This window comes from Cupriavidus basilensis OR16, assembly GCF_000243095.1.
GTDB classification, from domain to species: Bacteria; Pseudomonadota; Gammaproteobacteria; order Burkholderiales; family Burkholderiaceae; genus Cupriavidus; species Cupriavidus basilensis_D.
Map to the genome: position 1 here is coordinate 22910 of NZ_AHJE01000056.1, position 24816 is coordinate 47725.

A 24816-nucleotide genomic window follows, 5' to 3' on the forward strand; every position below is an offset into this window, starting at 1 on the left:
AAGTCATGGCCACGGTGGAGACCCGCTCGCTCACCAAGCGTTTCGACGGCGCCAACGCGGTCGACGGCATCGACCTGGCCGTGCGCGAAGCTGAGTTCCTGGTGCTGCTGGGCCCGTCCGGCTCGGGCAAGACCACCTTGCTGCGCCTGATCGCCGGGCTGGAAGCGCCCACCTCCGGCGATATCCTGGTGGGCGGCCGTGTCGTCACCGGGCTGCCGCCGCGCGCGCACAACATGGCCATGGTGTTCCAGAGCTACGCGCTCTATCCGCACCTGAGCGTGGGCGGCAATATCGCCTTCCCGCTGGAGGCGCAGCGCATGCCGCGCGAGGCGATCGCGCGCAAGGTGAGCTGGGCCGCGGCGCTGTTCGGCATCGGCCACCTGCTGGCGCGCAAGCCGCGCCAGCTCTCCGGCGGCGAGCGCCAGCGGGTGGCGCTGGCGCGCGCGGTGGTGCGCGATCCGGTGGCCTTCCTGCTGGACGAGCCGCTCTCCAATCTCGACGCCAAGCTCAGGACTTCCGCGCGCGAGGAGTTGCAGCAGCTTCAGCGGCGCCTGGCGACCACCACGATCTACGTCACGCACGACCAGATCGAGGCGTTGGCGCTCGGCGACCGGGTCGCCATTCTCGACCACGGCCGCGTGCACCAGCTCGGCACTCCGCAGCAAGTGTACGAGCAGCCGGCAGATACCTTCGTGGCCACCTTCATCGGCTCGCCGCCGATGAACCTGGTCAACACCGATGCCGTGGTGACGGGCTTCCGGCCGGAGCACTTCCTGCCGCGCGGGGTCCGCGGCGGCGACGAAGCGCTCGAAGCCTTCCCCTTCCATGTCACCCGCATCGAGAACCTCGGTTCCGACCGGCTGGTGTATGGCCTGCTGGAGCCACCGCTGCCGCCGGCCAAGGTCATCTCGCGGATTCCCTGCACGGTCACCGTCCCGCTGGAGGCTGGCGCGCGCTACCCGTTCGTGGTGCGGCGCGCCGACCTGAGGCGCTTTGATGCGCGCTCCGGCGCCAGCCTCGGCGCGCCGCCATCCGTGGCGTCGTCCGTGGCCTCATTCGTGGCGCCATTCGCGAGGCCGGCATGAGCGCCCGGGCTCCCGCCGCGCCAGTGCCGCAGGGCGGTGCCTGGCATGCGCTGGAGGGCGAGCGTTGGCTCGGCGCCTTGATGCTGGCGCCGGCACTCATCTATATCGTGCTGCTGCTCGGCTTTCCCTTCCTGCTGTCGATCTACTACAGCCTGTCCGATATCACGGTGGGCACGCGCGCCATGCAATTCGTCGGCCTGGAAAACTTCCGGCGTATCGTGCAGAACCCCACCTTCTGGCGCTCGCTTGGCAACGCGCTGGTGTTCACGCTGGTGTCGCAGGCGCTGGTGGTGGTCCTGGCCAAGATCCTGGCGCTGGCATTGCTGCGTGATTTTCGCGGCAAATGGCTGGTGCGCCTGCTGATCCTGCTACCGTGGGTGGCGCCGATCTCGCTGGGTTCGATCGGCTGGCTGTGGATCTTCGATCCCGTCTACAGCATCCTCAACTGGACGCTGCGCGCGCTTGGCCTGTTTGGCCCGGATACCTGGCCGATCTGGCTGGGCCAGCCGGACCTCGCCATGGCGTCGGTGATCCTGGTGGATGTCTGGCGCCTGCTGCCGCTGGCCACGGTCATTATCCTGGCCGGCCTGCACGGCATCCCGCAGGAGATCCACGACGCCGCCGCCATGGACGGCGCCGGCTTCTGGCGCCACCTGTTGCGCATCAATATCCCGCTGGTGATGCCGATCATGCTGGTGGCGCTGCTGTTTGGCATCGTATTTACGCTCACCGACATGATCATCATCTTCGTGTTGACGCGTGGCGGGCCTTACGACACCACGCAAGTGCTGGCCAGCCTGGCATTTTTCACCGGCATCCAGGGCGGCGACCTGGCCGAAGGCGCGGCGATTTCGCTGTTCCTGTTCCCGCTGCTGGTAGCGGTGGTGGCCCTGCTGCTCACCGCCGCCAGCCGCGCGGAGGTAGCCTGACATGCGTGCCGATGCAAGCCACTGGAAGCGCCGTGGCGCGCGCTGGGGCGCACGCTTCGGCCATGCCGCCATCCTTGCCGTCTTCGCGGGGTTCTGCGCGTTTCCCTTCTACTGGATGCTGATCACCACCTTCAAGGATGTCCACGACCTGATCAACACAGCCAACAATCCCTTCCTGTTCAACCAGCCGCCCACCCTGGACAACCTGCGTGTGCTGTTCCTGGAGACACGGTACCTGCGCTGGATCGCCAATACGCTGCTGGTGGGGGCGATGGTGGTGGTCATCACCCTGCTGCTGGCGGTGCCGGCCGGCTACAGCCTGGCCCGGCTGGCAGGCAGCCGCGGGCGGCAGGATCCCGCCCACCATCCTGTTCATTCCCTTCTCCCGCATCATCGGCGCGCTCGGCCTGCAGGATTCGCTATGGTCGCTGGTGCTCGTGTACCCGAGCTTCACCGTGCCTTTCTGCACCTGGCTGATGATGGGGTTTTTCAAGGCGGTGCCGCGCGATATCGAAGAGGCGGCGATGATGGACGGGCTGAGCCGCTTCGGCGCCTTCCTGAAAGTGGTGGTGCCGTTGTCGTCGGCCGGCATCCTGACCGTGGTCATATTCACGCTGACGCTGGTGATGCAGGAATTCGTCTACGCCCTCACCTTTATCACCAGTTCGTCGCAGTACACCGTCAGCGTTGGCGTGCCGACCTTCCTGGTGCGCGGGGATGTCTATTTCTGGGGCTCCCTGATGGGTGCCTGCCTGGTCGTCAGCGTGCCGGTAGCGGTGCTCTACAACCTGTTCGTCGATCGCTTTGTCGCGGGTTTTACCGTGGGTGCGGTGAAATGAGCGGGTTTGGCTGTGGCCGGAACCTGGCCGATAGCGAAACGATCCGGGCAGCGTCGAGCGCGCAACGTCGGCCAGCGCGGATGCCATGAGAGCTGACCGCCGGCCAACAAGGCGGCCTGGCAATAGGTGCTACGACAGGGCTCCCGCGCCTTGCGTGCGCGCCGTCGCCTGCTCCGTGCTCGGTTGTCCCTTACCCTGCGTCGCCGCCTCGCCAAGATTGCACAGATAGCTCATCACCATGTCCGGCACATGCTGCAGCCGGGAAGCTACCCGCTCCGGCGCGGCCAGATCGACGCCAAGCACAAATGACAGCGTGTAGCGGTTCGAGATGAAGTACGAACCCAGGCCGGAGATCGAGACGTAGAGATCCACCCAGTTGGCGTCCGGCCGGAACACGCCTTGCGCCTTGCCGCGCTCCAGAATCTCCGCCAATGCGCTCTTGAGCGGGTTGAACATGGCCGGGATGACCTTGGACTTGCGGATGTGCTCCGCCTTGTGCAGGTTTTCCGTGCCCAGCAGCAGGATGAACTCCGGCTGCTCGATGAAATGCTGGATAGTGTGCATGACCAGCGCGCGCATATCGTCGACAGGGCTCTTGCCGGTCAGGCCGAGTTCGTTCTGCCGCTCGCGCATGGCGGCGTAGGCGCGCTCCATGACTTCGATGAACAGCGCCTCCTTGCTGTCGAAGTAGTGGTAGATCAGGTTCTTGCTGATCTTGCTGCGGGCCACGATGCTGTCCACGCGGGCGCCGTCGAAGCCCTTGGCAGCGAATTCCTTCGAGGCCATCTGGAGGATCTTCTCGCGCGTGGCCTGGGCATCGCGCGGCTTTGGCTTGCGCGCGGTCTTGGCGGTCACTGGCATACGGATGTTCCTCGATAAATTTGTCATGGCGGGTGGCACCGTGCCAGTGCACCCGCTAACCAGATGGTTAGTGTACACCCCCTGAGGCGCACCGCAAGAATGCCGCCAGCCAAGCAGTGGCGCCATTCTGGTGCTCCGTGAAAACCCGGTTGACAAGCAAAATCCCGTCTTCTATTGTACTGACTAGTTAGTTAGCAAATCGATCGGTGCGCGTTCCAGGGCAACGGAATGCGCGGCACGCGCAAGTCGCCCGTGCCTCACATCCTTGGAGTTGACATGGTTCATGCGGGAAGCAATGCGGGCGTCCGGGTAGGGTGCGATATCGGGGGCACGTTCACGGACATCGTCCTGGCAATGCCGGACGGGCGGTTGTTCGTCAACAAGACATCGACCACGCCGCATGACTTGGGCGAGGCCATCGTCACTGGCCTGAAGTCGCTGATCGGGCAGGCCGGGATTGCCCCGGGCGACATCACGGAAATTGTCCACGGCACCACCACGGCGTCCAACACTATCCTGCAGAAGGTGGGCGCACGCACCGGCGTGCTGACCACGGTGGGCTTTCGCGACGTGCTGGAGATCGGCCGCATCCGCACACCGACCATGTTCGACCTGGGCTGGCAGAAGCCGCAGCCGCTGGCGGCGCGCCGCTATCGCCGCGGGCTGAACGAGCGCATCGACGCGCGCGGCAACATCATCGTGCCGCTCAACGTGGACGAGGTACTGAGCGTGGCATGCGGGCTGGTGGAAGAGGGCGTGGAAGCGCTGGCCATCTGCTTTATCAATAGCTATATCAACCCGGTGCATGAGCTGGAAGCGAAGGCGCAACTGGAACGGGAGTTTCCCCGCCTGCTGGTGACCGCTTCGTGCGATGTGCTGCCGGAAATCAAGGAGTACGAGCGCACCAGCACCACGGTGGTCAACGCCTACATCCTGCCTGCCATGCGCACTTACCTGCGGCGCTTGAAGGATGACCTGGCCCGCATGGGCGTGTCGGCGTCGTTGCAGGTGATGGCATCCAACGGCGGCATGATGGGCGTGGGCAGCGCCAGCGAGAAGCCGGTGTTTGCCGTGGCCTCCGGCCCGGCAGGCGGCGTGGCGGGTGCGGCGCAGATTGGCGCGCTAGGCGGCGGGCGCGACCTGATCGTGTTCGACATGGGCGGCACTACCGCCAAGGCGTCCATCATTACAGACGGTACGCCGTCGCTGACCACCGAGTACGAGTTTCGCGACGGCATCAGCGCGCCGAGCCGCTTTGTCAAAGGCGGGGGCTATGTGCTGAAGGTGCCGGCCATCGACATCGCGGAGGTGGGCGCGGGCGGCGGCTCGCTGGCCTGGATGGATGCCGGTGGCCTGCTGTGCGTGGGCCCGGAATCGGCCGGCGCCAACCCGGGTCCCGCGTGCTACGGGCGCGGCAATGATCGGCCAACGGTGACCGACGCCAACATGGTGCTCGGCTACCTGAATCCCGAATCGCTGGCGGGCGGCAGCCTCAAGGTGGACCCGGAGCAATCGCGCCGTGCCATCGACACGCACATCGGCGCGCCGCTCAAGCTCGATACGCTAGCCGCCGCGCACGGCATCCGCCATGTGGCGAACGTGAGCATGGCGCGTGCGCTGCGTGCCGTGACGGTCGAGCGTGGGCGCGACCCGCGCGACATGACGATGATCGCCTTCGGCGGCGGTGGCCCGTTGCACGCGGTGGACGTGGCCATGCTGCTGGGCATCAAGCGGGTGGTCGCGCCGGTGATGGCGGGCGTGTTCTGCTCGGCCGGCATGCTGTGCGCGGATGCCGAGCATAACTTCGTCAAGGCCATCCTGCGGCCGCTGGCGGATTGCGATGGCGCCGGCATCGGCGCGGTGATCGATGCGCTGCGCCAGCAGGGCTTGACCATCCTCGCGCTGGAAGGCTATCCGGCGGCGGCGGTCGAGATGGCGGTGGGCATCGATCTGCGCTACCTCGGCCAGAGTTCGGAGCTGACCATCCCGTTGCCCGGCGGTGAAACCGGCAAGGCGCCGGACGCTGCCGCGCTTGCGCGGCTTATCGAGGACTTCGGTGTCCAGTACCAGCAAACCTTCGGCTACCGCAACGACGAGCCGCTGGAGCTGGTCAACGTGCGCCTGAGCGCCTATGGCCGCAGCGACCAGCGGCTGGATTTCAACGCCATCCAGGTCGATGCCAGCGCGCTGCACGGCGTCGCCGGCACGCGCCAGGTGAGCTTCGGGCGCGACCAGGCACCACGCGAGACCTTCCTGATTCCGCGCTCGGCCATGACGGAGGCGCCGCGCCAGGGCCCGCTCATCATCGAGTCGTACGACACCACCATCGTCGTGCCGCCGGGCGCTTCGGCGCGCGCGGACAAGATCGGCAACATCATCATCGATATCGCTCAGGAGGCAGCATGAGCACGCAGTTCGACCCGGTGACCTTTGCGGTCGTCAAGAACGCGATGGACTCCATCGTCGACGAAGTGGCCTACACGGTCATCCGCACGGCGCGCTCGGAGATCGTCAAGGACGTGATGGACTACTCGGCCGCGATCTGCGACCGGCACGGCCGCATGGTGGCGCAAGCCAAGACCATCGCGCTGCACCTGGGGGCGATCCCCGAGGCCATGGAGGCCGTGCAGGCGCGCTACGGCAAGGACCTGAATCCGGGCGACGCGGTGGTGGTCAACGACCCCTACCAGGGCGGCATGCACCTGCCGGACATCTTCATGTTCGTGCCGTTCTTCTACGGCGGCGAGCTGGAAGGCTATTGCGTGGTCATCTGCCACCACACCGACGTGGGTGGGCGCGTGCCGGGATCCAACGCCAGCGACTCCACCGAGATCTACCAGGAAGGGCTGCGCATCCCGGTGCTCAAGCTCTACGAGGCTGGCAAGGTCAACGACACGCTGGAACGCATCATCGCGCAGAACGTGCGCCTGCCCGACCGCGTGCTGGGCGACCTGAAGGCGCAGTACGCCGCCACCCAGGTAGGCGTGCGCGAACTCACCGCGTTGTTTGACCGCTACGGCCGCGACGACACGCGCGCCTACCTGAACGAACTGCTGGACTACGCGGAACGCCTCACGCGCGAAGAGATCCGTAAATGGCCCAAGGGCACCTTCCACTTCATCGACTACATCGACGACGATGGCTTGTCGCCGGAGCCGATTCCCATCCAGGTTGCGCTGACGGTGCATGAGGACTACGTGAGCGCGGACTACACGGGCTCGTCGCCGCAGGTACGCGCCGCCATCAACTCCACGCTGTCGTACACCAAGTCCTGCACTTACCTGAGCGTGCGCTGCGCCTTGAAGGGCGATGTGCCGAACAATGCCGGCGTGTTCCGCTGCATCGAGGTGCGCGTGCCAGAAGGCTCCGTGCTCAATCCCCTGCCACCGAGCGCTGTGGCGGCGCGCGCGCTGACGGGCTACCGCGTGTTCGATGCGATGCTCGGTGCGCTGGCGCAAGTGGTACCGGATCGTATTCCCGCCGCCGGCGAAGGCGGCAACACGGTGGTGTGCTTGTCCGGCATGAGCGACGAGAACAAGCCTTACATCATCGTGGACATGATCTGTGGCGCATGGGGCGCGCGCCCGGCCAGCGATGGCATCGAGGCCATCACGAATGCCTCGCAGAACCTGTCGAACACGCCGGTGGAAACGCTGGAAGCGCAACACCCCGTGCGCGTTGAAGCCTACGAACTGGTGGAGGACTCCTGTGGTGCGGGCCAGTTCCGCGGTGGCCTGGGCATTCGCCGCAGCTATCGCGTGCTGGCGCCCAACGCGCTTCTGCAACTGCGTGCCGACCGCATGAAGTTCTCGCCCTATGGCCTGGCCGGTGGCGGCCCTGCCAGTCCGGCGCGCAACCTGCTGCAGCAAGGCGATGAAGTCACCGACCTGCCAAGCAAGGTCGGCATGACGATCGCGCGCAACGATGTGGTGACGCATATCCAGCCCGGTGGCGGCGGCTTTGGCGATCCGCTGGCGCGTGACTTCGAGCGCATCCGGCAAGACGTATGGAACCACAAGCTCACCGCCGCCTTCGTACTCGAGAACTACAGGGTGGTGGTGGACCCCGCCACTGGCGAGATCGATGTGCCGTCCACCGCGGCATTGCGCGCGAAGCTGCTGGCCAAGGCGGCGTAGCATTTCCGGATGGCTGCCAGCCATCCGCTTACGCATACCCACAGACACACCACAAAGGAAATCGAGATGCGTTTTTCTGTCATGAAACTGGCTTGGCGCGCATGTGCTGCCGCGACAACGTTGGTGCTCTGGGCCGGCGCGGCCGCCGCACAGGCGCCCGCCCAGAAGCTACTGGTGCGGATGGACTACTCGCCATGGGGCATGCACGCCGCCATGCACCTGGCCAAGCAGAAGGGCTGGTTCCAGGAGGCGGGGCTCGATGTGGAGGTGCAGGACGGCACCGGCACCATCAACACGCTGCAACTGCTCGCGGCGGGGCAGGCCGACGTGGGCCAGGTGCAGCTTGGCACCATGGCCGTGGCCAAGGAGAACGGGCTGGACCTGATGTCCATCGCCGGCTTCGCCCGCAAGGGCGACCTGGCCGTGATGGTCGATGAAAAGCTGGGCGTCAAATCCGTGCAGGACCTGGTCGGCAAGAAGTTGGTGTGCTTCACCACCAGTCCGTGGGCGCCATTTATCGATCCCTACTTCAAGGCCAACAAGATCGCCAAGAGCAAGGCCACCATCGTGATGGTCTCGCCCGCGGCCATGATCTCCACCTACGCCTCGGGCAACAGCGACGGCTTCCTGTCGCAGGCGCCGTTCGGCCAGCCGATGGTGTCCAAGGTGCGCCCCGCCAAGGCGCTGCTGTTGTCCGACAGCGGCATCAATTTCCCCAGCTACGGCCTGGTGGCCACGCCGCAGCGGCTGGCCGAGAAGGGCGCCGCGCTGAAGAAGTTCGCCCAGGTGCAGGTGCGCGCGTGGGAGTACATCTACGCGGGCCACGCCGATGAAGGCGTGGCCGCCATCCTGGCGCAGCGCCCGAACGCCAAGCTCGACCCGCAGATCCTGCTGGCGCAGATCCAGGCTTACCGCGCATTCTTCGACAGTCCCACGCAGAAGAGCCTGCCGATCGGCAAGCAGAGCGATGCCGACTGGGCGGCCGCTATCCAGTCGATGGAGCAGGCCGGCATGATCAAGCCCGGGCGCAAGCCGGCCGACTACTACACCAACGCCATGCTGGCGAACTAGGCCGGGAGACGCACATGTCGGCATTCCTGCAGATCGGGCAACTCAACAAGGTCTACCATTCCCAGCGCGAACCGCTGTACGCGTTGAAGGACGTCAGCCTCGATATTGAGGAAGGAGAATTTGTCAGCATCGTCGGCCCCAGTGGCTGCGGAAAGAGCACGCTGCTCAAGTGCGTGGCCGGGCTGGAGCCCATTTCCAGCGGCCACCTGGCGCTGCAGGGCGACCCCATCGTGGGCCCGCCGGCCAACATGGGTGTGGTGTTCCAGCGCGACCTGCTGCTGGACTGGCGCACGATCCTGGACAACGTGCTGATTGCGGCCGAGTTCCACGACCTGGATCGCGCCGATTTCGAGGAGCGCGCGCGTTCCGTGCTCAACCTGTTCGGCCTTGGCGCGTTCGCGCACCGCTATCCGTGGGAGCTGTCCGGCGGCATGCGCCAGCGCGCCTCGATCTGCCGCGCGCTGCTGGTGGACCCGCAGTTGCTGCTGATGGACGAGCCCTTCGGCGCGCTCGACGCCCTGACCCGCGCTTACCTTCAGCAAGAACTGCATCGTATCTGGCAGGCCGAAGGCATCACCATGATCCTGGTCACCCACGATGTCGAAGAAGCCATCTACCTGGGCGATCGCGTGGTGGTGATGGAGCCGCGTCCCGGGCGCATCCGGCGCATCCTGCCGGTGCCGCTGGCCCATCCGCGCGACCGCGCCGCGCTGGGCTTTGCGCGCGTCAAGGATGACGTGCTGCAGGAATTCACCGGACGGCTGGCCGATCTCGCCGAAGCGCCCATCAAGCGCGATGCCGCGGCGCAATACACCGACCGGCTGCCACCCAAGTGCGGGCCTTTGGCGTGCGCGAATTCCTGCTGCCGCCGCCCACCAAGATCCTAACCGAGTTCCTGGCGCAGCCGGGTTTCCTGCTGATGCAGAGCCTGGACACGTTGCAGACCACGCTGGCGGGCTTTGTCCTGGCCGTGGTCTTGGGCGTGGGCTCGGCCATCGGCATCGTGTACTCCCGTTTCCTGGATCGCACGCTCTACTCGCTGATGGTGGCCCTCAACGCCGTGCCCAAGGTGGCGCTGGCGCCGCTGTTCGTGATCTGGCTGGGTACCGGTTCCGCGCCCAAGATCGCCATTGCCATGCTGATCGCCATCTTCCCGATTCTGATCGACACGGTGCTCGGCCTCAAGTCCATTGATCCGGAAATGCTGAACATGGCGCGCGCCAACCAGGCGTCGCGTAGCAAGGTGCTGTGGAAGATCCGCTTTCCCAACGCCCTGCCCAGCATCTTCGCGGGGATGAAGGTGGGCGTGTCGTTCGCGCTGGTGGGCACCATTGTCGGCGAGTTCGTGGCGGGCGAGACCGGGCTTGGCCACGTCATCCTGGTGGCGCAAGGCAGCTTCGACACGCCGACCGTGTTCGTCGCGCTGGCGCTGCTGTGCGCGCTGGGGGTGATCCTCTTCAAGGCGCTGGAGTGGGCCGAGGAGCGGATGCTGCCGTGGCACGCGTCGCAGCGCGGCAGGCCGGGGCAAGACCATGCGCCCGCGCCGGGCACGGAGCGGTTGACGCAACTGGTGCAAGCCAAACGCTGAGGGCGGGCGGCGCGGATAGTCCGTTCACAAGCTGCGCCGCCGGCTCAAACTCGGCTACAATCGCGCCATGTTTCGCGCAGACCGCCCCTCCTTCCTGCGGGGAACCTTGCTGCTGTTGCTGTTTGCAATGCAGCTCCTCACCCCGCTTCTGCACGGCCATCTCGGAACCCCTAAACTCCATGGCCTGCACGTGCACACAGCGCTGCAAGGCGCGGTTAATTCTTATTCTCCTTCCGCTTCGTCCGCTTTGGCTGCCGGTTCCGCCGCGCTGATCGCGGTCGAGCCGCTCGAGGTCGATGTGCAGACCGCCATCGGCCCCATTGCCTTTTCCCTCCACGTGCAGGCTGCCGATGTGCTGATCGGCCTGGTCTTCGCGTTCCTGCTGTTTGCATCACGGCCGCTGCCGGTGTTCCGGCGCCTGCCGTGGCGCGAGCGCACGCCGCCCCGATGGCGTGGCAGCGACAGCAGGCCACCTCCCGCGCACGCCCCTCCCTTCGCTTCCTGATTCCCCTGCCGGCCACGCCGGCGGTGCACGCTTGCGCGCCTGATCGAGGCTGATCACGGTGTGTCGGCGCTTTTCATCCTGCTTTGGAGTCAGGCATGTTTTCCCGTCGAGTTGTTTTCGTCGGCGCGTTGCTCGCGTCGACGCTGTTCCCCATTGGCATGGCCCGCGCACAGGTACTGACGCTGTCCGATGCCCAGGCCCGCGCGCTCGGCGTGCGGTTTGATCCGGTTGCCGGTGCCGCCCAGCTGGAGGTCGGCGCCAGCGCTCGCGTGGTGCTCAAGCCCGATGCCCAGTACGTGGTTGCCGCGCCCTATGCCGGCATGGTCTCGCGCGTGCTGGTGTCGATCGGCCAGGCGGTGCGCGCCGGCCAGCCGCTGGCGAGCTTTGCCAGCCCGCAGTTGTTCGAGGCGGGGCGCGCGCTGTCGGAGGCGCGCTCGCAGGCCAACCTGGCGCGGCTGGCGCTGGCGCGGGATCGCGGCTTGCACGACGACGGCATCATCCCAGGCAGCCGCTGGCAAGCCACGCAAGCACGCGCGGCGGAAGGTGCGGCGATGGTGCGCGCCCGCGAGGCCGAGATGGCTGCCGCGGGCATCGTGCAGGCCGGTGGCTCGGGCGAGCCGCAACTGGTGGCCGGCCGTGCCGGGCTGATTGCCGAGGTCAACGCCGTGCCTGGCACGCGCGTGGAAGGGGCGGCGCCGTTGTTCCGCATCGTGGACCCCACCGCGCTGGAGCTTGACCTGCTGGTCGGGCGCGATGTGCCGGCCCCCGGCGGCGGCGAACGTGTGGAAGTGCGCCAGCGTGGCGCCACCGGCACGGTTGCCGGCGTGGTGCCGGCAAGCGACGGCACCGCTGCCGTGCGCGTGCGCGCGGTGCTGGACAAGCGCGGCAGCCTGCAAGCTGGCGAAAGCGTGAATGTGATCGTGCACTTGCGCAGCGCGCCCGATGCCACCGGCGTGGGCCGCACGCGGGTGCCGGCTACCGCGCTGACGTACTGGCGCGGTACGCCCGGCGTGTTTGTGGCAACCAAGAGCGGCGTGCGCTACCAGACCGTGGTGGTGGAAGCCGTGGACGATGCCGCGGCAACCGTGCGCGGCGCGCTGCCGGCCGGCACGCGGGTGGCGGTGGCCGGCGTGGGCGCGCTCAAGGGCATGCTGGCGGGAGGTCAGTGATGCTTGCCGGCCTGATCGAATTCTCCCTGCGCCAGCGGGCGCTGGTGCTGATTGCAGCCTGCGTGCTGGCTGTGGCCGGAGCGTGGGCTTACTTGAAGCTGCCCATCGATGCCTTCCCGGACATCTCCCCCACCCAGGTCAAGGTCATCCTGAAGATCCCCGGCATGACGCCGGAAGAAGTCGAACAGCGGGTGTCCACGCCGATCGAGCAGGAGCTGCTGGGCATACCGCACAAGACCATCGTCCGCTCCGTGTCCAAGTACGGCATCAGCGACGTGACGGTCGATTTCGAGGAAGGCGTGGACAGCTACTGGGCCCGCCAGCAGGTGTCCGAGCGGCTCGCCGGCCTGTTGCGCGACCTGCCGCCTAACGCCATCGGCGGCCTGGCGCCGATCACCACGCCGCTGGGCGAGATGTTCATGTTCACGGTGGAGGGCGATGCCTTCTCCCTGGCCGAACGGCGCCGCGTGCTGGACTGGGTGCTGCGCCCGGCCTTGCGCACGGTGCCCGGCGTGGCGGATGTCAACGCGCTGGGCGGCGAGGTGCGCAGCTACGAAGTCATCCCCGATCCGGCGAGGCTGCGCGCCCGCGCCGTCACGCTGGAGCAACTGCGCCAGTCGCTCGACGCCAACAACCGCAACGACGGCGCGGGCCGGGTGGAGCAGGGCGACGAGAACTGGGTGGTGCGCGTGGAAGGCGGCGTGCGCGGCGTGGAGGACTTGCGCCAGGTGGTTGTTGCCGCGCCTGGCGGGCACAACGGCATGGCGCTGGTGACGGTGGGCGATGTGGCCACCGTCAGGCTCGGCGTGGCTACGCGCAACGGTGCGGTCAGCAAGGATGGCCGCGGCGAAGCGGTGCAGGGGCTGGTGCTGGCCCTGCGCGGCGCCGATGCCCGCCAACTGGTCGCCGACGTGCAAGCCAGGCTGGATGCACTGGCGCCGCAGCTGCCCAAGGGCATGTCCACGCACGTGTTTTACAACCGGGGTGAACTGGTCACGCGTGCCGCCAATACCGTGGTGCGGGCCCTGATCGAGGCCAGCCTGCTGGTGGTGGTGACGCTGTACCTGTTTCTCGGCGGCCTGCGCGCGGCGCTGGTGGTGGCGGCAACCCTGCCGCTGTCGATGCTGGCGACCTTCCTGCTGATGCGCTATGTGGGGCTGACCGCCAACCTGATGAGCCTGGGCGGCCTGGCGATCGCGCTGGGCATGCTGGTGGACGCGGCGGTGGTGGTGGTGGAGAACATTGAATCCGCCTTGGCGAAGGCGCACGTGCGCAAGAGCGATCCGTCGCTGCGCGGGGCGGTGATCCGCCACGCGGTGGCCAGCGTGACGGTGCCGATGCTGGCCGGGGTGTCGATCATCGCCATCGTGTTCCTGCCGCTGCTGTCGCTGCAGGGCCTGGAGGGCAAGCTGTTCGGCCCGGTGGCGCTGACCATCGTGCTGGCGCTGGCGTCGTCGGTGGTGATCGCCTTCACCGTGGTGCCGGCGCTGGCTTCTCTGCTGCTGCGCGCGCATGCGGACGAGGCGCCTTACCTGATGCGCAAGGTGGCAAGCGGCTTTGCCCGGCTGCAGGACTGGAGCGGGCGGCATCCACGCGCGGTCTTTGCCTCGGCGGGCGTGGCGCTGGCCGTGGCGGTGGCGCTCTACGTGTCGGTGGGCAAGACCTTCATGCCCACCATGGACGAGGGCGACATGATCGTGCAGCTGCAGAAGGCGCCGTCGGTGTCGCTGGCCACCTCGGTGGACCTGGACCTGCGGGTGCAGCAGGCGCTGCTGGCCGAGGTGCCGGAGATCCGCTCGATCGTGGCGCGCTCCGGCTCGGACGATCTCGGCCTTGATCCGATGGGGCTGAACGAGACCGACACCTTCCTGGTGCTGCAGCCAAAGGAGCAGTGGCGCGGCAGCAAGGAAGATATCGTGATCGCCATCCGGCGCGTCATGGAGCGCTTCCCGGGCGTGGTGTATGGCTTCACCCAGCCGATCGAGATGCGCGTCTCGGAGATGCTGACCGGCACGCGCGGCGATGTGGCGATCAAAGTGTTCGGCTCTGATCTCGGCGCCATCGACACCGCGGCGCAGGCCATCGCCGCGCGCGTGCGCAAGATCGCCGGCGCGGCCGAGGTGATCGCGCCCAGCAACGAGGGCGTGCAGTACCTCACGCTGGCACTGGACCGCGCTGCCGTCGGCCGCGCCGGGCTTTCCGGCGATTTCCGGCGATGCGCTGCAAGCGTTGCTGCGCGCACAGGTGGAGGGCGAGCGTATTGGCATTGTGCCGGAGGGCACCGTGCGCACGCCACTGATCCTGCGTGGCGGAGATAGCCTGCGGCAGGCGCCGGAGACATTCACCAGCCTGCAAGTGACGGCGCCGGACGGCACACCCTGGCCGCTCACCTCCCTGGCACAGGTGCGGCGGGTGGAAGGGCCGGTGCGGATCAACCACGAAGACGGCGGCCGCTTTGCGGTGATCCAGGTCAGCGTGGAGGGGCGCGACCTGACCGGCTTTGTGCAGGAGGCACAAGGCGCAGTGGCGGGCCTGGCGGGACTGCCGAAGGGATTGCGCGTGGACTGGGGCGGCCAGTTCGAGAACCAGCAGCGCGCCGCCGCGCGGCTTGCGCTGGTGGTGCCGCTGGCGCTTGGCGCCATCTTCCTGCTGTTGATGCTGACCTTCCGCTCGGTCCGCCAGGCGGCTCTCGTCATCGCCAATATCCCGTTCGCGCTGGTGGGCGGCATCGCGGCGCTGCGGGCGGCGGGCGAATACCTGTCGGTGCCGGCCTCGGTGGGCTTTATCGCGCTGCTGGGCATCGCCGTGCTCAACGGCGTGGTGCTGGTTTCGCATTTCAATGCCTTGCTGGAGGAAGGGCGGCCGTTGGCCGAGGCGGTGCGCACCGGCGTGCGCGACCGCTTGCGCCCGGTCCTGATGACCGCCTGCATCACGGCGCTGGGGATGATCCCTTTGCTGCTCGCCACCGGGCCTGGCTCCGAGATCCAGCGCCCGCTGGCCATCGTTGTCTCGGGTGGCCTGGTCAGCGCCACCGCACTGACCTTGCTGCTGTTGCCGCTCCTGTTCGAGCGTTTTGGCGTGGCGCGTTCGCGCGAGGACAAGCAAGGCCGTATGGAACAAGGAGAGGCGCAATGAGAGGCGCATTGAGAAGCGCAATGAGCAAGATGGCAGCCGCGGCTGCCATGATGGCGATCACCGGGATGCCGGGCGCCGTGTGGCCGCAAGCAGCCATGCCTGCCGGAGCCGGCGTGCTGCCCCTTGAGTCCGCCGTGCGTGACGCCGTCGGCCAGTCGCCGGACGTGCAGATGGCCGAGGCGCGCCGCGATGCGGTGCTGGCACGCGCGGACGGCATTCGCGCCGGCACGGCCGAGGCCGTGGTGCGCGCCATCGGGCAGCGGCGCCAGGTGCGCGAGCCGTCCGACCGGTTTGCCGAGGGGCAGCTCGCGCTGGAGCGCCCGCTGCGGCTATGGGGCAAGGCCGACGCCGATGGCGAGCTGGCCGATGCCACGGTGCAGTCAGGCCAGCTCACCGTGATGGATGCGCGCCATGAAGTCTCGCGGCAGATCCTGTCGCTGTGGTTCGCGGCGCTGCGCGCGCAACAGGCCCGGCTGGCGGCGCAGGGCAACGACAGCCTGGCGGGCGAACTGGCGGCCGTCACCGCGCGCCGCGTGCAGGCCGGCGATGCGGCGCTCATGGACCATGAGCTTTTGCTGGCCGAGCGTGCCCGCACCGCCGCCGCGCTGGCCAGCGCGCGCGCCGCGGAAGCGGCGGCGCAAGCGGAGCTGCGGGCGCGCTTCCCAGGCCTGGGCGTGCCCGGTGGGCTGCCCGCGCAGGTGCGCCTGCAGCCCATGCCGGAAGACCCCGCCGACGCGCTGCGCAGCCGCTATGTGGAGGACAGCCATGAGTTTCGCCTTGCCCAGTCGCAGGAGATGCAAGCCCAGCGGCAGGCCCGGCGCACCGACCTGGAGCGCAAGCCCGACCCGACCGTGGGCGTGTTCTTCACGGTTGAGCGCGGCGGCGCGGAGCGGATCGCGGGCGTGAGCGTCAGCATGCCGCTTGGCTCCGCGCACCGGCGTTCGGCGGCGGTGGCGGCAGCGGCGGATGCGCAGGCTGCCGCCCGTGGCCGGGTGGCGGCGGAGCGCAGGATCGGCGCCGAGTTCGATGTGCTGTACCGCAGCCTGGAAGGCAAGCGCGCCGCCGCAGTGGCCCAGGCCGAAGCGCTCGGGCTGCAGCGCAGTGCCGCGGCGCGCACGGGCCGGGCCTACAAGGCGGGGGAAACTGGCCTGAGCGAGCTGCTGATGGTCCGGCGCACCCTGGCCGACACCACGCTGGCCGAACGCGTGGCCCTGGTCGATGCGCTGGAGGCCGACAGCCGGCTGCGGCTGGATCTGCACCGGATGTGGGACTTCGACGATTGAGCGGGCCACTGCCCGGGCGCGGTGCGCCGGGGCTACCGGCTTGCGCGGCCGGCCCGTTTGACCGGGTGAGCGGCATCGGCCGCTGCGCCAGCCGCCTGCGCGCTAGCCAGCAGGCCGCGCAGGAAGAGCATCAGCATGCGGCCAGTCGGGTCGGCGCTCGTCGTGCCCCGCTGCAGCGCGAGGCCATGGGCTAGCGCCATGAAACTCGCGGCCAGTTCCTCCGGCTCGGCCGGCGGCACACGGCCGAGATGGCGGAACAGGCGTTCGATCAGCCGGCCGAGTTCGCTGCGGTGCGTATCCCAGACCGCGCGGTAAGCGCCGGCAAACGTCGGGCTGCGATTGGCGTGCATCTGCAGCTCGATCGATAGCATGGCCCAGTCGGCATCCGCATGGAGCGCCGCGGCCCAGGCATCCAGGCCCGCGAGCACCTCTGCGCCGGCGCGCTCCGCCGTGTCGAACACCGTGGCCAGCTGCCGTGCCTCGGCCTCCATATGGCCGCGCAGCAGATCGAGCAGCAGCGCCTCCTTGTCCAGAAAGTTCGAATAGAACGCCCCTTGCGAATAACCGGCTTCTTCCGCGATGTCCCGGATCGACGTGCCGCCGAAGCCGCGCTGCACGAACAGGCTGCGCGCGGCCTCAAGCAGGCGCTCGCGGGTCTGCGCCTGGCTTTGCTCGCGGCTCAGGCGCTTGCGTGGGGTGGGTGGCTTCATTGGCGTGGCATTGGGCATGGCGAGAGGGATTGCCGTATCGATTGCATTTGGGATATCAACTGCTATCATAACGGATATCAATTGATATCTGAATTTCCTATGATCTTCGAAATAAAGGCCTACCCATGAACCTGCAAACCGCTTTCGTGACCGGCGCCACCGGCCTGCTCGGCAACAATCTTGTCCGCGAGCTGCTGGGCCGCGGCGTCGCGGTCAAGGCGCTGGTGCGCTCGGCGGAAAAAGCCAGGCAGCAATTCGGCGGCCTCGCGGGTGTGGAATTCGTGGTTGGCGACATGGCCGATGTCGAGGCATTCGCCCCGGCATTGCACGGCTGCGATGTGGTGTTCCATACCGCTGCCTTCTTTCGCGACAACTACAAGGGCGGCAGCCACTGGGAAACGCTCAGGCGCATCAATGTCGACGGCACGGCCGCCCTCATCGGGCAAGCCTACGCGGCGGGCGTGCGCCGCTTCGTGCAGACCTCGTCCATCGCCGTGCTCAATGGCGCGCCGGGCTCGGTGATCGATGAAACGCACGTGCGCGATCCCGCCGACGCCGATGACTACTATCGCAGCAAGATCCTGGGCGACCGCGCGATCCTGGCCTTCCTCGAGAATGCCCCCGGGATGCATGCCACGTTTGTGCTGCCCGGCTGGATGTGGGGGCCGGGCGATATCGGGCCGACGTCCGCCGGACAAGTCGCGCTCGACACGGCACAGCGCCGGTTGCCGGGCCTGGTTCCAGGGAGCTTTTCCGTGGTCGATGCCCGCGATGTCGCGCAGGCGCATATCGCCGCGGCGCTGCGCGGGCGGCGTGGCGAGCGCTATCTGGCGGCGGGCCGGCATATGACCATGCGTGAACTGATCCCGCTGATCGGGCGCACCGCGGGGGTGGCAACGCCCAAGCGCGCGCTGCCCGTGCCATTGTTGTTTGCGCTGGCCTGCGCGCAGGAAATCTACGCCCGGATCAGCGGCAAGCCGATCCTGCTCAGCCTTGCAACCGTGCGGCTGATGGTGAAGGAAGCGGACCGGACACGCTTTAGCCATGCCAAGAGCGAGAGCGAGCTAGGCCTGGGCTTCCGCCCCGTGGATCACACGGTGCGCGATGTCATTGCCTGGTATCGGGCGCACGGATGGTTGCCGGGCCCAGCGTGAGGGCTGGGGGCGCAAGCGAAAGCGCCATGGCCGCGGGGCCGGGCGGCGGAGCAGGCCGAGGTCATGCCGATTTTGCATAGGCTCCCCGCGCGCCTTGTGGAAGAATGCATGCATTCTTCCAGCGCGTACCCGCACTGCAACCCAGGCCCCGGCGCCCGCCAGCCTTACCCTACCCACCATGAACGACGAAATCGTCTATCTCAACGGCGAGCTCACGCCTTTGTCCGAAGCCCGCGTCCCCGTGCTGGACCGCGGCTTTATCTTTGGCGATGGCGTGTATGAAGTGGTCCCCATCTATGCCGGCAAGCCGTTCCGCCTGCAGCAGCACCTGGCGCGGCTGGCGCGCAGCCTGGACACCATCAGCATCCCCCGCACACCGATGCGCAGTGGATGGCGCTGATCGAGCGCGTGGTGCAGGCCAACGGACTTGCCGACCAGATGGTGTACATCCAGGTCACGCGCGGCGTGGCCCGGCGCGCCCATGCCTTCCCCAAGGTGGTGACGCCGACAGTGTTCATCATGACCAACCCGATGTCGCTGCCCTGCGCGGCCATGCGTGAGAAGGGCGTGGCCTGCGTGACGGCGCAGGACAAGCGCTGGCTGCACTGCCAGGTGAAATCCACCTCGCTGCTGGGCAATGTGCTGGCCGCACAGAACGCGGTGGAGAACGACGCCACCGAGACCATCCTGTTCCGCGATGGGATGTTGACCGAGGCCTCCGCGTCGAACGTCTGGGTGGTCAGCAAGGGCCGGGTCTCGGCGCCGCCGAAGGACAACCTGATCCTGGAGGGCATCCGTTACGGCTGGATGGAGGAACTGTGCGCGGCGCTGGATATCTCGCTGGAAGCGCGCCGCATTTCGCAGCACGAGGTGATGGGCGCGGATGAAGTGCTGCTGACCTCGGCCAGCAAGGAGATCCTGCCGGTGGTGACCATCGACGGCAAGACCATCGGCGATGGCGCGCCGGGCCCGGTGTTCAAGAAGTTGTACGCCGCGTATCAGGCGGCGCGCAGCCCGGCGTGATCGAGCGGCTGGCAATTTCGCCATGCGTGCCATGGCGGCCGACCGTTTATGCATAGTTGAAATCCGTCGTTCGGCGGACAGCGCGGCTGCGCTAAGGTGAGGAACTTGCAAGCGGCCGCCGTGGAACATGGCGCGGGCGGCCTTCCATCCAAAGGAGGTTCCCCCCATGGCTACACCGCTGAACGTGGTTGCCGTCAACGGCAGCGCGCAGCAGCCTTCGCGCACGCTGGCGCTGGTGCAGGCGCTGCTTGATGAACTGGCGGGCCGGCTGCTGTTGCAGACCCGGATCGTCAACCTTGGCGATATCGCCCGTCCGCTCGGCGCAGCGCTGTCGCGTGCCGAACTGCCCGCGCAGATTGAAGGCGAGATCGCCGCGATCGAGTCCGCCGACCTGCTGGTGGTGGCGGCGCCGGTCTACCGCGGGTCCTATCCCGGCCATTTCAAACATCTCTTCGACCTGGTCGGGCAGGATGCGCTGGTCGACAAGCCGGTGCTGCTGGCGGCGACCGGCGGCAGCGACCGGCACGCGCTGGTGCTGGAGCATCAGCTGCGGCCGCTGTTCAGCTTCCTGCAGGCGCTGACGTTGCCGATCGGCGTGTATGGCAGCCCGGGCGACTTCCAGAACCATCAGGTCAGCAGCGCGGCGCTGGCGCAGCGCATCCAGCTGGCGGCGGACCGCGCGGTGCCGCTGTTTGGTGCGAGCCGATTGCCGCTGCAGCGCGCCGCCTGACGGCAGGCGGCCATAGGCACTAGCTCATTCCACACCATTGCCTTCCGGCACGGCGATCCCGCAGGGCTGACAGGATCCGCGCTAGACAGAAATGCGCCCGCGCTGCATGCTCTGCGCACGCGGACGTTCAACCTGTCGAGAGGAATCGCAAATGGAGCAACCAGCACGCAATCAGATCCCCGCCACCCTGATCCCAGGCGACGGCATCGGCCCGGAAGTGGTGCAAGCCACCGTCAAGGTGCTGGACGCGCTGGGCGCGCCGTTTTCCTGGGATGTGCAGCAGGCTGGCATGGCGGGCATCGACCAGGGTGGCGATCCGCTGCCGCAGGCCACCCTTGAGAGCATCCGCCGCACCGGCCTGGCGCTCAAGGGCCCGCTGACCACCCCGGTGGGCGGGGGCTTCCGCTCCGTCAATGTCCGGCTGCGCGAAGCCTTCAATCTCTTTGCCAACGTACGGCCCGCGCGCACGCTGGTGCCGGGCCGCTTCGAGAATATCGACCTGGTGCTGGTGCGCGAGAACGTGGGCGGTTTCTATGTGGCGCACGATTACTACATCGCCGTGGGGGACGACCCGCACGCGGTGGCCGTATCCACCGGCACCAATACGCGCGACGCCTGCCGGCGCATCGCCCGCTTTGCGTTCGAGTACGCGGTCAAGAATCAGCGCAAGAAGATCACTGTGGTGCACAAGGCCAATATCCTGAAGGCGCTCACCGGCATTTTCCTGGAGGCCGCGGGCGAGGTGGCGCAGGACTATGCGGGGCGCGTGGAGATGGATGACCGCATCGTCGATGCCTGCGCCATGCAGCTCGTGCTCAATCCCTGGCAGTTCGACATGCTGCTCTGTACCAATCTCTTCGGTGACATCCTGTCCGACCAGATCGCCGGTCTTGTCGGTGGGTTGGGCATGGCGCCGGGCGCCAATATCGGCGAGACCGCCGCCATTTTCGAAGCGGTGCACGGCTCGGCCCCGGACATCGCCGGCAAGGGCATTGCCAACCCGATCTCGCTGATGCTGGCCGCCGGCCTGATGCTCGAGCATGTGGGCCGCCAGGATCTGGCGGTGCGGTTGCGCCAGGCGATCGACCTGGCGCTCAACCAGGACCAGGTGAAGACCGGTGACCTCAAGGGCTCGGCTTCGACGCTGCAGTTTGCCGACGCGGTGATCAAGCGGCTGGGCGGAGCAATCCCGATAGCCTGAACGCACCCGCTTGCGTACCATGTCTGCGCCGCAGCCGTCCCGCGCGGCAGGGCAGGCCGATGTGTCGTCCCACGTGTTCGGCGGGGCGCGCCATGAGACGTTGAACGAGACCAATCGCGGGGAAGTGGTCGCGGTGTTCATCGCGTGGATCGAGCGGGTGGTGTCCGGCCGCTGATCCGCCTGTGGCGCTAGGCTAGCAGCCGCGCCTCGGTCAGCGCCTGCAACTCGCCGAAGGTGATGCCTTCGGCCATGGCCTCAACCAGCAAGCCATCGGGCGTCACGCGCATCACCGCCAGGTCGGTATAGATGCGGCCGACCACGCCGCGTGCCGTCAACGGCAGCGTGCAACGCTGCAACAGGCGCGGGCGAGCATCGCGCGTGGTGTGTTCCATCAGCACCCAGACCTCGCGCGCGCCGAACGCCAGTTCCATGGCGCCGCCCACCGCGGGCGGCGTGTTCGGGTCGCCGCGGCTCCAGTTGGCCAGGTCGCCGTTCTCCGCCACTTCGTAGGCGCCAAGGATAGCGAGGTCCAGGTGGCCGCCGCGCATCATGGCGAAGCTCAGCGCGGAATCGAAGACGGCCGCGCCGGGCTGCAGCGTCACCGGCTGCTTGCTGGCATTGATCAGGTTCGGGTTCTCCTGCCCCAGTGGCGGCCGTGGCCCTAGATGCAGGATGCCGTTTTCGCTATGCAGGAAGACCTCGCGCTCCCTCGGGATCATGTCGCCGACGAGCGTCGGCAGGCCGATGCCCAGGTTGACGTAAGCACCCGGCCGGATGTCCTGCGCCGCGCGCCGGGCGATCTGCTCCCTGTTCCATCGCTTCATGGCTGGCTCCTGGCGTGTTGCTTGCTGGCGCTGGCGGTGACGACGCGGTGGACAAAGATGCCGGGCGTCACGACATGTTCGGGATGCATCGCGCCGGCCTCGACCATGGCATCCACCTCGGCCACCACCACGCGCGCCGCCGTGGCCATGATGGGATTGAAGTTACGGCCTGCCAGTTGATAGTCGAGGTTGCCAAGGCGATCCGCATGGCGTCCGCGAATCAGCGCAAAGTCCGCATGCAACGGTAGTTCCAGCACGTGCTGCACGCCGTTGAGCTCGCGCGTGTGCTTGCCTTCGGCAAGGATCGTCCCGGCCGTGATGGGGCAGTAGAACCCGCCCAGCCCGGCCCCGGCGCAGCGGATGCGTTCCACCAGCGTGCCCTGCGCCACCAGTTCCAGCTCGACCTCGCCGCGCCGGTACGCGTCGCGGAACGCCGTGGCGCCCGCGGTCAGCGGATAGGAACACACCAGCTTGCGGATTCGCCCGCCTTCGATCAGGCTCGCCACGCCTTCGCCGTCGTAGCCGGCGTTGTTGGAGATCACGGTGAGATCCCGCGCGCCATGCGCCAGCACCGCGGCGATCAGGCCGTCGGGCAGGCCCGCGCTGCCGAAGCCGCCCACCATCACGGCGGCGCCGTGGCGCAGGTCGGCGATGGCCTCTCCGCAGCTTGCTACCCATTTGTTGACCAATCCCATGCCCCACTTGCTCCCGATGCGCGCCGCGGCATTGCCGCCGCCAAGCCTTGCATCATGCGGCGTAGGGTTCGATAGGTTCAAGTATGCAAAGCTTAATTATTGATAAGCTGTACTTATCTTGAAGAATTGAAGGTGGCCATCCCGATGAACCTGGAACTCCGACACTACCGGTACTTCACGGCGCTGGCCGAGGAACTGCATTTTGGCCGCGCGGCGGAGCGCCTGGGCATTTCGCAGCCGGCGCTGAGCCAGCAGTTCCGGTGGATCGAGCAGGAGGCGGGCGCGCCGCTGCTCTCGCGCAGCAAGCGCCGGATCGCGCTGACCGAGGTGGGGGCCGTTTTTTACGAGGAAGCGATGGGCGTGCTGCGCCAGGTCCAGCATGCCGGGCTGGCCACGGCCAGTGCCAGCCGGGGGGACCTCGGCAGCGCTGCCATCGGGTATGTGGCGTCGGCCGCGCTCTCGGGCTTGCTGCCAAGGCTGGTCTATCGTTTTCGCCGGGATCATCCGGCCGTGCGGCTAGCCATGCGGGAGATGGACATGCCGGCGCAGCTCGATGCGGTGGCACGCGGCGAACTTGATATCGGCTTTATCCGGCCACCGCTGCGGTCCTTGCCTGAAGGGCTGGCCATGTTCGACATCGCGTCCGAAGCCGTCGTGGTGGCCTTGCACGCCACCCATGCGCTGGCGCGCTGGCCGGCCGCGCACGCGCCGACGTGGCGATGCTGCGCGACGAGACCTTTATCTGTACGCATACCGAGCACGGCACCGGCTTCTACGCCATCACGCTTGCCATCTGTGGCAATGCCGGCTTCCAGCCGCGTGTGGAGGCCTTGTCGACCCAGATGGCCACCATCATCAGCATGGTGGCGGCTGGGTTTGGCGTAGCGCTGATCCCGGCCTCGATGCGCGCGTTTGCCCCACCCGACGTGGTATTCAAGCCGCTGGCCCGCAACGACGTGGTGTCGCAACTGGCCGTGGTCCATCGCAAGAACGAGCGCTCACCCACGGCGCAGCGGCTGATCGAGCGCTGCCGCGAGGCGAAGGGGGCAGAGCGGCCGCCAGGGTAAATCGTGCGGCAGGCCCTATAGCCCGTAGCCCGATAGCCTTATGCCTGTCCGTATCTGCCGCGCCACCGCCGCCACTTATTTCTTGAAGCGCGTTGCTTCCGCTTGGGTGACAGAACCCACATCGGCGCCGTTGAGGTCCACCCGCGCGGCCCCTTCCGTGAGACAGGCCTTGTAGCGGGTCCCGCGGCACCAGGTCTTGATGGCTTCGCGCAGTTCCGCCTCTTGCAAGCCCAACTCGCTAGCGTAGCCAAGCAGATCGTCAAAGATGCCGACCTTCAACGCTCTCTTCGGCGCAGGGTTCTTAGGAAAGGCGAGGGGAAAGCGCTTTTGAAGCCGGCCGATGTTCCGCACGACAGGATCCACCGGTTTCGACTGGGCGGCCTGTGGGGCTGGGCGGGCGCGTGTGGGCTTGGCCGCCGGCTTGGGTTTGGCCTGTTGCGCCAACTGCGCTTTCAGGGCAGCAAGTTGTTCGAATCCCATAATGTTTTGTTGTGAAGAGGTGAGGAGTGAACGTGAATTTTAGCGGAAGCCGGTCAGCCCCGAGGTTTGTTGCTCGTTTGTGCCTCGGGAGGCTCTTTTTCCGTATCGCCGAAATTTTCCAGAAAAGACTTGCCAGGGCCGTGCCAACGGCTTAGTATTCGCCCCCTTCCGCAGTACAACGCTTAGCTGCACGGCAGACGAGCGAAGGTTGCGGGGATGGCAGGAAAGGTGAGAAAGCACATAGCGAATCTTGCCCGAGCAAGAAAAGATTAAAAAAGTATTGATGAAACGCAGATAATTCTTTATAGTCTCGTTTCTCTGCTGCAGCAAA

General features: G+C 67.2%; 23 protein-coding genes and 3 pseudogenes. 19 read left to right on the plus strand and 7 right to left on the minus strand.

The genetic code is table 11. The annotated features are described in order from the left end of the window. The first annotated feature begins 5 nt into the window (after positions 1-5). Positions 6-1085 carry an ABC transporter ATP-binding protein gene (locus OR16_RS21095; protein ID WP_006159985.1) on the plus strand — a complete coding sequence of 360 codons (1080 nt, stop codon included), beginning with the start codon at positions 6-8 and terminating at the stop codon, positions 1083-1085. After that, positions 1082-2014 carry a carbohydrate ABC transporter permease gene (locus OR16_RS21100; RefSeq protein WP_006159986.1) on the plus strand — a complete coding sequence of 311 codons (933 nt, stop codon included), beginning with the start codon at positions 1082-1084 and terminating at the stop codon, positions 2012-2014. Before OR16_RS21095 ends, OR16_RS21100 begins: the two co-directional genes overlap by 4 nt. Here the strand turns inward: OR16_RS21100 and OR16_RS46150 are convergent. After that, a complete protein-coding gene (locus OR16_RS46150) occupies positions 1983-2507 on the minus strand; it encodes a hypothetical protein (RefSeq protein WP_237717160.1) in 525 nt (174 codons plus the stop codon). The two genes, OR16_RS21100 and OR16_RS46150, sit on opposite strands and share 32 nt — an antisense overlap. Here OR16_RS46150 and OR16_RS46155 point away from each other — a divergent pair. Further along, a complete protein-coding gene (locus OR16_RS46155) occupies positions 2422-2853 on the plus strand; it encodes a carbohydrate ABC transporter permease (protein WP_237717158.1) in 432 nt (143 codons plus the stop codon). The two genes, OR16_RS46150 and OR16_RS46155, sit on opposite strands and share 86 nt — an antisense overlap. A gap of 129 nt (positions 2854-2982) precedes the next feature. Here the strand turns inward: OR16_RS46155 and OR16_RS21110 are convergent, their stop codons facing one another. Then, entirely contained in the window at positions 2983-3714 is a 732-nt protein-coding gene (locus OR16_RS21110) for a TetR/AcrR family transcriptional regulator (RefSeq protein ID WP_006159987.1), read from the minus strand. A 276-nt stretch (positions 3715-3990) separates the two neighbouring features. Here OR16_RS21110 and OR16_RS21115 point away from each other — a divergent pair, with 276 nt between their 5' ends. The 9 genes and pseudogenes from OR16_RS21115 to OR16_RS21155 all read left to right on the plus strand — a co-directional run bounded on the left by OR16_RS21115 (position 3991) and on the right by OR16_RS21155 (position 16601). Then, the gene (locus OR16_RS21115; RefSeq protein ID WP_043420532.1) at positions 3991-6120 is read left to right on the plus strand and encodes a hydantoinase/oxoprolinase family protein; all 2130 of its coding nucleotides are present in this window, start codon (positions 3991-3993) and stop codon (positions 6118-6120) included. Next, on the plus strand, positions 6117-7850 hold the full coding sequence (locus tag OR16_RS21120) for a hydantoinase B/oxoprolinase family protein (protein ID WP_006159989.1): 1734 nt from the start codon (positions 6117-6119) through the stop codon (positions 7848-7850). Before OR16_RS21115 ends, OR16_RS21120 begins: the two co-directional genes overlap by 4 nt. A 66-nt stretch (positions 7851-7916) precedes the next feature. Next, positions 7917-8921, plus strand: a complete 1005-nt coding sequence (locus tag OR16_RS21125) for an ABC transporter substrate-binding protein (protein WP_237717154.1) — start codon at positions 7917-7919, stop codon at positions 8919-8921. A 14-nt stretch (positions 8922-8935) separates the two neighbouring features. Next, positions 8936-9808: an ABC transporter ATP-binding protein gene (locus tag OR16_RS21130; RefSeq protein ID WP_006159991.1), complete on the plus strand. Its 873-nt coding sequence runs from the start codon at positions 8936-8938 to the stop codon at positions 9806-9808. Continuing rightward, a complete protein-coding gene (locus tag OR16_RS21135; protein WP_237717155.1) occupies positions 9769-10509 on the plus strand; it encodes an ABC transporter permease in 741 nt (246 codons plus the stop codon). Before OR16_RS21130 ends, OR16_RS21135 begins: the two co-directional genes overlap by 40 nt. 106 nt (positions 10510-10615) lie before the next feature. Next, a complete protein-coding gene (locus OR16_RS40505; RefSeq protein ID WP_237717156.1) occupies positions 10616-11014 on the plus strand; it encodes a hypothetical protein in 399 nt (132 codons plus the stop codon). A 95-nt stretch (positions 11015-11109) separates the two neighbouring features. Further along, entirely contained in the window at positions 11110-12183 is a 1074-nt protein-coding gene (locus OR16_RS21145) for an efflux RND transporter periplasmic adaptor subunit (RefSeq protein ID WP_006159995.1), read from the plus strand. Next, a pseudogene (locus tag OR16_RS21150) lies at positions 12183-15318 on the plus strand (efflux RND transporter permease subunit). The gene OR16_RS21145 and the pseudogene OR16_RS21150 overlap by 1 nt, the downstream one beginning before the upstream one ends. 20 nt (positions 15319-15338) lie before the next feature. Beyond that, the gene (locus OR16_RS21155; RefSeq protein ID WP_006159996.1) at positions 15339-16601 is read left to right on the plus strand and encodes a TolC family protein; all 1263 of its coding nucleotides are present in this window, start codon (positions 15339-15341) and stop codon (positions 16599-16601) included. Positions 16602-16633: 32 nt separating this feature from the next. On the opposite strand, the gene OR16_RS21160 is transcribed toward OR16_RS21155, so the two are convergent. After that, complete coding sequence (locus tag OR16_RS21160; protein WP_043420534.1) at positions 16634-17311, minus strand: TetR/AcrR family transcriptional regulator; 678 nt, start codon at positions 17309-17311, stop codon at positions 16634-16636. A gap of 125 nt (positions 17312-17436) precedes the next feature. Between OR16_RS21160 and OR16_RS21165 the strand changes: the two genes are divergently transcribed. The 5 genes and pseudogenes from OR16_RS21165 to OR16_RS42990 all read left to right on the plus strand — a co-directional run bounded on the left by OR16_RS21165 (position 17437) and on the right by OR16_RS42990 (position 21594). Continuing rightward, on the plus strand, positions 17437-18465 hold the full coding sequence (locus tag OR16_RS21165; RefSeq protein ID WP_006159998.1) for an SDR family oxidoreductase: 1029 nt from the start codon (positions 17437-17439) through the stop codon (positions 18463-18465). Positions 18466-18643: 178 nt separating this feature from the next. After that, positions 18644-19488: pseudogene (locus OR16_RS21170) on the plus strand (D-amino acid aminotransferase). Positions 19489-19654: 166 nt separating this feature from the next. Beyond that, the gene (gene msuE, locus OR16_RS21175; protein ID WP_006160000.1) at positions 19655-20218 is read left to right on the plus strand and encodes an FMN reductase; all 564 of its coding nucleotides are present in this window, start codon (positions 19655-19657) and stop codon (positions 20216-20218) included. A gap of 151 nt (positions 20219-20369) precedes the next feature. Next, positions 20370-21419 (plus strand): isocitrate/isopropylmalate dehydrogenase family protein, encoded by a 1050-nt coding sequence (locus tag OR16_RS21180; protein WP_006160001.1) that lies wholly within the window; start codon positions 20370-20372, stop codon positions 21417-21419. Between the two features lie 19 nt (positions 21420-21438). Then, on the plus strand, positions 21439-21594 hold the full coding sequence (locus tag OR16_RS42990; RefSeq protein ID WP_006160002.1) for a hypothetical protein: 156 nt from the start codon (positions 21439-21441) through the stop codon (positions 21592-21594). 13 nt (positions 21595-21607) lie between these two features. Here the strand turns inward: OR16_RS42990 and OR16_RS21185 are convergent, their stop codons facing one another. Both OR16_RS21185 and OR16_RS21190 read right to left on the minus strand, forming a co-directional pair. Continuing rightward, positions 21608-22243: a 3-oxoacid CoA-transferase subunit B gene (locus tag OR16_RS21185; protein ID WP_006160003.1), complete on the minus strand. Its 636-nt coding sequence runs from the start codon at positions 22241-22243 to the stop codon at positions 21608-21610. Continuing rightward, complete coding sequence (locus tag OR16_RS21190; RefSeq protein ID WP_043420536.1) at positions 22240-22932, minus strand: 3-oxoacid CoA-transferase subunit A; 693 nt, start codon at positions 22930-22932, stop codon at positions 22240-22242. The genes OR16_RS21185 and OR16_RS21190 overlap by 4 nt, the downstream gene beginning before the upstream one ends. Positions 22933-23082: 150 nt before the next feature. Between OR16_RS21190 and OR16_RS47775 the strand changes: the two are divergent. Then, positions 23083-23565 (plus strand): annotated as a pseudogene (locus tag OR16_RS47775) (LysR family transcriptional regulator); the annotation flags it as partial. Between the two features lie 92 nt (positions 23566-23657). Continuing rightward, a complete protein-coding gene (locus tag OR16_RS47780; RefSeq protein ID WP_006160006.1) occupies positions 23658-24005 on the plus strand; it encodes a LysR family substrate-binding domain-containing protein in 348 nt (115 codons plus the stop codon). A gap of 75 nt (positions 24006-24080) precedes the next feature. Here OR16_RS47780 and OR16_RS40515 read toward each other — a convergent pair whose 3' ends face one another. Continuing rightward, positions 24081-24485, minus strand: a complete 405-nt coding sequence (locus OR16_RS40515; RefSeq protein ID WP_081488845.1) for a ProQ/FinO family protein — start codon at positions 24483-24485, stop codon at positions 24081-24083. Positions 24486-24636: 151 nt separating this feature from the next. Beyond that, a partial coding sequence (locus OR16_RS46160) for a hypothetical protein (protein ID WP_237717157.1) occupies positions 24637-24816 on the minus strand: 180 nt, incomplete at its 5' end.